Below are 3,330 nucleotides of genomic sequence, written 5' to 3'. Positions count from 1 at the left end.
AAATCACACGCAAACCAAATGGTGATGCAGTAGTAACGCCTAAGAAACCAGATGGTTCAACATACCCATCAGGCAGCAAGGTTGTGATTCCAGGTGAAAACAACACACCAATCACAGTCACAATCGGCGACAATGGCTCAGGTGAAGTACCAAATGACAAGCTTCCTAAGAAAGATGTCCCAGGTACAGGAACAGTAACTGAACCGAACAAGAAACCATCACAACCAGTGGATGTAACAACACCAGGTCAAAAGACACCAACAGTAGATGTTGAACAAGATCCTAAGACAGGTGACGTTACAGTAACACCGAAGAAACCAGATGGCTCAACATTCCCACCAGGAACTAAGGTAGAAATCCCAGGTGAAGATGGTCCAATCATTGTTGAAATCGGTCAAGATGGTAAAGGTAAAGTACCAAATGACAAACTTCCTAAGAAAGATGTCCCAGGTACAGGTAAGATTACAGAACCAGGTAAACCAGCTGTTGAAGTTCCAGTAACAACACCAGGTAAGGTAACACCAAATACCCCAACAACTGAAACACCAGTTGCGCCAGTAACACCTGATACTAATGGAGCTAAGTCAAATGATTCTCAAAAAGTATTGCCAAATACTGGTACTGAATCAAATGCGACTCTTGCATCTCTAGGCCTTCTTGGTATTCTAGGTGGTCTCGGACTTGCTCTTGGAAAGAAAAAAGAAGACTAAAAATTTAGTCAATCACTATTCATTCTTTTGTATTGTAAAGATAAACTAGATTGGTTCTGGGAATCATGTTAGTCGTAAAATAAAAAGAATGTTTAGATAAAGAAAGCGAACAATGCTAGGATTTTGTTAAACGGAATTCTAAGTATTGTTCGCTTTTTGGGCTCCTTGTCAACTGTAGTGGGTTAAATAAAAGCTAAAATATGGAGAGGGCAATCGTTGTCCTCTCCATATTTTAGGATAGTTATTAATCCATTTTTCGATAAATGCGACTTTTTTGGGAGTCGTTTCTTAAAATTGATTGAAACAAGATATGAACAAAGAGGTTAGGAAAGTCAAAATAATTTTTAAAAATGTTTTAGAATCCGTAGTGTACTAATTTAAGTTCAATCTACTATAGCTCCCTTAGGTAACCATCTACGAATGAGTCAGTTGTGATTCTCATTAGTTCCCCTTTCCCAAGAGGCATAGGGATGTGTATAGTAGATATGCTCCTTAGAAAACACATCAGCCAAGCGGTTGAATTCGGCTCCATTGTCTGCCGTGATGGAAAGAATTTGATGCTGTTTTAAGATGAGTTTTAGAGCTTAATTGACCGACTCAGCGCTTTTATTTTTGGGGTATTGAGCACTTACCATTCGTTATCCTCGAGAAATGTATTGTACTATGAAACAACTAATACGATAAGCTACAACGGATTTATTCTACAGAAAGGAAAAACTCCAGTTTTATTTAGAAGGATAAAAGGTAAATAACTTATATACAATTTATTTCGAATTTTTTTAAAATAAAACAAACTTTAAAGACAAAATAATAAAAATGAAGCGCCGATAATAATGCCAATCGTTTGAGTGATATTTTAAATATGATTTATTTTTAATGAGTTGAAGAATGAAAAGTATCAAGATGATTCAATAAAACCGAAGAAAATTAGAGGGTGAATCAAGTATAAATACTATATAAATGTTTTAGATGCATAAAAACTAAAAAAAGTATGATTTAAGCGATAAATAGTTTGCATATTCCCAATAAAAAGTATAAAATTATACTTGGATAGCTTTTCCTGTGAATATAAACAATATGTAAATATAAGCAATATGTGTTTCAGGTGAGCAAATTCAAAAAAAGGAGATAATAGAATGGATAAAAAATCATCCATGAGTCGTATTGAACGCCAAAAACGAGAAAAAGTTTTACGCTTTTCTATTCGTAAATATAGCTTTGGTGCGGCTTCAGTTGCTGTTGCAGCACTGATGTTTTTGGGTGCGCGCGTCGTTAGTGCGGATAGCGTAACACCTGTCGACCAACCTCATGTAGAGGCTTTAACTCAAGATACTAGTCCGCTAGCATCGCAGGATAAGGAAGAGCCTACTAGTTCTGTAAAAGTGGATACAGCTGTTGCAAGTCAGCTTGTGACACAGCTCAAAGACCAGCTCCACGTCAAGGAAGCTGCTAATACAGATCTTTTGGTTGCTGCCAAGGAAGAACTTGTTAAGGCTGAACAGACTCTCGCTGATTCAAAAGTGAGTCAAGAAGAAGTGGACGCTTTAGTAGCTCGCTTGACCAATGTTTTGGACCAGCTACGAGCAGTGGAAACTCCTCAAGTCAAAGAAGATAAAAATGACGAAAGTACACAGGAAGCAACTCCGGAAATCAAGCCAGAAGTAGCGAAGCCAACTTCAGAAATTTCAGCTAAGTCTGAGGAAACTTCAGAAAATACTAATGCTGAGCAACTGGAAAAAGCTAAAGCTAGTCTCAAATTATCTATTGAACGTTTGGAGCAGACTATCGCCCAAACACCTGAGAATGACTTGACACGTGAAATCTTGGAGAAAGCTATCGCCCAAGTTGCCGTAGCCAAGTCTGCATTTGGTGGTGTAGAAGTTAGCCTTCGTGATGTTGAGGATATGAATCGTGTCATCAAACGTAACGAAAGTTCTGTTATGATTGCACGTAATCGTTTGACTTCAGGTTCTCATGATCCACGTAATGGTCAAAGTATGGGACAGGGAACAGGTTTTAGAGCAAATGGTCAAATTAATCAAGGTGCTTTAACCAATATCAAGTATTTTGCTTCTGTCGATCCGAAAGAGAACGGTGGGCAAAAAACAATAAATGATAATCCGGAATTCACTAAAAATAAGACTGATATTAAGGCAACCTATGTACAAGATAGCGAAGGTAAATGGATCGTCTATGATGTCTTCTTCAATAATGATGGAAAAAGGATGACAAAGGCTTCATATCAGCAAGAATATTATTTCCAAGCTCCTTTTAATATCATGCACTCGTCTAATACGGTAAAAGATTTGAGTTTCACACGTTACCGTAATGATAGTGGTAGAAGACTTTCTGACGGATTCCAAGGCTTTACCCAATATGGAAATACAGCCTATATACCTACATCTAAAGTATGGGAACAGAATTATAATCTCTTTAATGGTGATAAACGAACAATCTATGATCCATATTCAGGAGTGACTCGTGATAACCAGCGATGGGCTGTCTTCAAAAACAACGAGAAAGACCCTGTCTTAAATAGCCTTACAAAAAATAAAAACGGTGGCTATGAACTGCACCCCAAAAGTTAGACAGAAAAAATCTAACTTTTGGGGTATTTTTA

Annotated in this window: 2 protein-coding genes and 1 pseudogene; 2 read left to right on the top strand and 1 reads right to left on the bottom strand. The window is 37.4% G+C overall.

Annotation, left to right across the window (positions count from 1 at the left end):
• A partial coding sequence (locus RQ973_RS09405) for an LPXTG cell wall anchor domain-containing protein (protein ID WP_311523829.1) occupies positions 1-710 on the top strand: 710 nt, incomplete at its 5' end.
• 428 nt (positions 711-1,138) lie between these two features.
• Here RQ973_RS09405 and RQ973_RS09400 read toward each other — a convergent pair.
• Positions 1,139-1,321 (bottom strand): annotated as a pseudogene (locus RQ973_RS09400) (IS30 family transposase); the annotation flags it as partial.
• Between the two features lie 525 nt (positions 1,322-1,846).
• Here RQ973_RS09400 and RQ973_RS09395 point away from each other — a divergent pair.
• Positions 1,847-3,298 (top strand): YSIRK-type signal peptide-containing protein, encoded by a 1,452-nt coding sequence (locus RQ973_RS09395; protein ID WP_311523828.1) that lies wholly within the window; start codon positions 1,847-1,849, stop codon positions 3,296-3,298.
• Positions 3,299-3,330: the final 32 nt, after the last annotated feature.

It is taken from the genome of uncultured Streptococcus sp. (assembly GCF_963511325.1).
Lineage (GTDB): Bacteria > Bacillota > Bacilli > Lactobacillales > Streptococcaceae > Streptococcus.
Note: the sequence above shows the minus strand (reverse complement) of the source record. Positions and strands in the feature narration are given on the sequence as shown.